General features: G+C 49.9%; 4 protein-coding genes. 3 read left to right on the forward strand and 1 reads right to left on the reverse strand.

The annotated features are described in order from the left end of the window. The 3 genes from MY052_RS24155 (at position 1) to MY052_RS24165 (ending at position 2679) form a co-directional block, all read left to right on the forward strand. Entirely contained in the window at positions 1 to 1305 is a 1305-nt protein-coding gene (locus tag MY052_RS24155) for a methyl-accepting chemotaxis protein (RefSeq protein WP_163219958.1), read from the forward strand. Between the two features lie 775 nt (positions 1306 to 2080). Beyond that, the gene (locus tag MY052_RS24160; protein ID WP_163219962.1) at positions 2081 to 2272 is read left to right on the forward strand and encodes a Rop family plasmid primer RNA-binding protein; all 192 of its coding nucleotides are present in this window, start codon (positions 2081 to 2083) and stop codon (positions 2270 to 2272) included. Continuing rightward, positions 2272 to 2679 carry a helix-turn-helix transcriptional regulator gene (locus tag MY052_RS24165; RefSeq protein ID WP_035897801.1) on the forward strand — a complete coding sequence of 136 codons (408 nt, stop codon included), beginning with the start codon at positions 2272 to 2274 and terminating at the stop codon, positions 2677 to 2679. Before MY052_RS24160 ends, MY052_RS24165 begins: the two co-directional genes overlap by 1 nt. Before the next feature lie 663 nt (positions 2680 to 3342). On the opposite strand, the gene MY052_RS24170 is transcribed toward MY052_RS24165, so the two are convergent. Next, positions 3343 to 3588: a hypothetical protein gene (locus MY052_RS24170; RefSeq protein WP_163219960.1), complete on the reverse strand. Its 246-nt coding sequence runs from the start codon at positions 3586 to 3588 to the stop codon at positions 3343 to 3345. Between the last annotated feature and the right edge of the window lie 706 nt (positions 3589 to 4294).

The raw sequence follows: 4294 nt of genomic DNA on the forward strand, positions 1-4294 counted from the left end.
ATGTTTTCACTTAAAAATATGTTCTCCCTGAACCTCCAGCGATCAGCCATTTCGTATGACGCAATTTGTCAGAATAAGCCTGTCATTGAGTTCAGTCCGGAGGGGGTGATAAATAAAGCCAGCCCGCTTTTTCTCTCCACTATGGGGTACAGGGCTGATGAAATAATCGGTCACCACCATCGTATATTCTGCCCGCCCTCGCTGGTAAGTTCACCGGAATACAGCCAGTTCTGGAAGCGCCTTGCCAGGGGAGAAAGCTTTAGTGGCAAGTACCTGCGGCTGGCAAAGGGAAATCGTTCCGTATGGCTTGAAGCCAGTTATATTCCCGTTTCTGACAGGCGCGGCCGTGTTATCAGAGTCATTAAAATTGCTGCCGATATTTCTGAGCGCGTGCATTCTGCTCTTGAGCAGGAAGCAGTCGTAAATGCCATAAACCGTTCTATGGCCATCATCACCTTCAATCCTGAAGGGATCGTGCTTGAAGCAAATGAAAATTTCGTCAATGCCACTGGCTATAAGCGGGATGAAATCATAGGTAAGCATCATCGTCTGTTCTGTGCCGAGACGCTTTACAAAAGTGATGAATACCGACATTTCTGGGAGAGTCTGAATCAAGGTGAGTTTTTTTCTGGTCTGTTTCCACGCCTTAACCGTCAGGGAGACCCTCTGTGGTTCCGTGCAACTTATAACCCTGTCTTTAACAGTGATGGGCAGCTTTATAAAATTGTGAAATTCGCTACAGATGTTACGGCTGATGTCCTGCGAAACCAGAGAGAGCAAGAGGCTGCTGTGCATGCATGGGATATGGCCGTGCAGACCCGAGAAAGTGCGCAGAACGGTGCCAATGTTATTGAAAATAGCATCCTTATGATTGACAGAATTGCGCAGGGGATGGGGGCTGTCTCCACCGATATCTCACGGCTCAACAATCAGTCTGAAAGTATTGACGATATGGTGGAAACCATCCGGAAGTTTGCCATGCAGACAAGACTTATTGCACTGAATGCCGCGATTGAAGCAGCAAGGGCTGGCGCATCCGGAAGAAGTTTTGCGGTTGTTGCCGCAGAAGTGCGTAATCTTGCGGCGAGCGTCAGTAGCGCGACTGAAGAAATTGAGCAAGTCGTGGCCAGCAATAGTCAACTGGCCAAGGATGTTCTCTGTGGCATTGAAAACAGCCTGATGAACACTCGGAAAGGGGTTACACTCATGCGCGAAGCGGGTGAAGTTATGACCAGCATTCAGAGGAATGCTGCAGGGGTTGAGACTGCGGTTAAGGATGTCGCCATTTCAGTTAAAGCCGGATAGGCCATGGTGCATATCCCCATATCTGTCGAACATCACAGATGATCTTCTTGAGATCCTTTCCGTTGCGTCGTAATCTCTTGCTCTGAAAACGAAAAAACCACCCGGCAAGGTGGCTTTTTCGAAGGTTCGCAAGAGTTGACGCTCTTTTGAACCGCGGTAACTGGCTTGGAGGAGCACAGTCACCAAAACTGTCCTTTCAGTGTAGCCTTATCGCACCCGAAACTTCAAGACTCTCCTCCTCTAAACCTGTTACCAGTGGCTGCTGCCAGTGGCGCTTTGTCGTGTTTTTCCGGATTGGACTCAAGTTGATAGTTACCGGATAAGGCGCAGCGGTCGGACTGAACGGGGGGTTCGTGCATACAGTCCAGCTTGGAGCGAACTGCCTTCCCGGAACCGAGTGTCAGGCGTGGAATGAGATAAACGCGGCCATAACAGCGGAATGACACCGGTAAACCGAAAGGCAGGAACAGGAGAGCGCACGAGGGAGCCGCCAGGGGGAAACGCCTGGTATCTTTATAGTCCTGTCGGGTTTCGCCACCACTGATTTGAACGTCATATTTTGTGATGCTCGTCAGGGGGGCGAAGCCTATGAAAAAACGCCCGGATGGGCGTGAGCTTATCGTCCTTGTCCTGTTTTTTGGTTACGCTTGTCGTCTATCTTACTTGTCACTTTGAAAGACCGGTCCGCTCGCCGCAGACAAGTGACCGAGCGTAGCGAGCGAACGGTCGAGGAAGCGGAAAAGAACCGGATATAACCTGGAGCACTGACGCAGTGATGACTAAACAACAGAAAACAGCACTGAATATGGCGAAATTCATTCAGGCGCAATCTCTGCTTTTGCTCGAGAAGCTCAACGAACTGGATCTCGATACCGAGGCCGACTTGTGCGAAGCATTACATGAGGATGCGGAACACCTTTTTCGTAGCCTCACGACACGGATTGATGGTCTTCAGGAGAAGTACTAATGGCTCAGGTATCTATCAGTGAAGCAGCTCGTCTTACCGGGAAAAGTCGTACCACGCTGCACAGGTTGATTAAAGCAGGTGAGTTGTCCACCTGTCACGGCGAACGAAATGCAAAAATGTTAGATACATCAGAGTTATTGCGCGTATTTGGTGCGTTACGTGGTCTTCCTGATGAACAGGTTGTTGAACAGGTCACTGGACAGCGTGTTACAGCATCATTGTCTGAGAATGAACAGGTGGTCAGGGCGTTGAAACAGGAAGTTGAACACCTGAAATCGCTGGTTTCTGCTCAGAATTCTCATATCGATAGTCTGAAACAGGCGATGCAGCTCCTGGAGCATAAACAGAGCGCTTCTGACCCGCAGAAGGTTCCTGCAAAGCCATGGTGGCAGTTCTGGAAGGGCTGATTACCCCTGAAATTCTGCCTTTCCAGTACGATTTTTTGCATGCAAAAAATCTGTTTATCCTGTCAGGGCGGCGCCCCGACACCCGCCAGCGCCTCACCGCCACGCAATAAATTGCGTGCCCGTTCACCGCTTATGTTTCCTGTCTGATCGATAAGTCTTCTGGTGGCTGAAAACGACCAGAAAATCGTGTCACACCTGACGCACTATACAGTACTGCTCCGAAAGCCTTGTGCTGCAAGGCTTTCGGGCGCTACACCCCCACTGTCTGAAGTGTAGCGAAAAGCCCCTAAAAACGCAGTTATCTCATTGTTTTATATGGAATAAAAAGTGTAGCGATGAGCGCTACACTTTTTATCTTAAACTTCGCTTTAATTGCATGTTTTATAATGTTTTTCTTTGAGTTTGGGGTGTAGCGCGGATGCAGTTTATTTGGATGGATGCTTGTTTCAGGTCTGCGGCTTTTTAAGCGTAAATTCTGGATGTGATCCGGGCTATTTTTTCGCGGGGTGTCCTGTTCCCGAGTCCGAAGGCTTTATCCCCTCGATGAATCGCGCTTGATCTTCTATTACATCGGGTCGCTCGACCAGGAAGTCGGGGGATGCTTTTTTCGTGCTGGCCAGGTCGCGCCACAGGACTCTTTTCCTGGGTGCTTTTGCATGATGTTCAGTGGTCATAGTCGTGGCCATAGATGTGCGCGTGAAGGGTATCGTGGGTATACACGTTATCAATGTTGTTTATCGCCTTTTGCGGATCAAAATCCGGCGTTGCGTGCCACTCTGCCGAGTATTCCGCACCGGGCGCATCCAGAGCATCCGTATCGTCATCTGTCGTGGCGCTGTTTACTTCGCGGACGAATTCACCCCAGATATAACGCATATCGTCGAAAAATTCGGTGAGCCACTTTTTCATATCGTGTCCTGGTTGCGCTGTGTGTACATCAACGAGTGTAGCTACCGGGAGAAGATACACCGGAAAGGGATAAAAATGCCTGATTGATGGAATTTTCCGTCCGTAACGTGGTGTCAGTCATTGGCGTGCATAACGATTCACGCCTGTAAAACGCCCCAGCGCGATTCTGGGGCGTTTTCAGGAGGGAAGATATGTGGTTTTGCGGCTTCGGCAGGAAAATCGCGTACAGCCCGTCTGAGCGGTGCGGGCAAGGGGTGTTATGTTAAAAGCCGAGGTCTGGCGGATACGGAAAAAATTATGCCGGCCGGGCTTATGCCCGCGGCAATCCGGCCGATACTTAAATTATCCTTCACAAAGGATGTGCTGCGATCCAGGCAGTTGAGTGTTTTCCGGCTCCCGGATGGGAGCCATTTTTTTGCCTTCTGATGCCTGTTAATGAATGCGGAGCTGCGCTGGTTCTTCCAAGATTGATAGACGCCAGCTTCTCTGCTGGAGCCGGCGGATTTGCCGTAAATATGAACATTTTCTTATTGTTCAGCCCGCTAAAGATGGCGGGTTTTTTACGCGTGAAATCCGGAGCCGGACATCATGCCGGCATGGCTGAAGAGCGGGCTTTTTCCCGCCCTGTCGCAGTAATATATAAAGCCACATAAGGAGTAGCCGATAACCATGGCAGTACTTACATTATCCGGGCAATCTGATTCAT

The sequence above is a fragment of the Kluyvera ascorbata genome, assembly GCF_023195735.1.
GTDB lineage: Bacteria > Pseudomonadota > Gammaproteobacteria > Enterobacterales > Enterobacteriaceae > Kluyvera > Kluyvera ascorbata.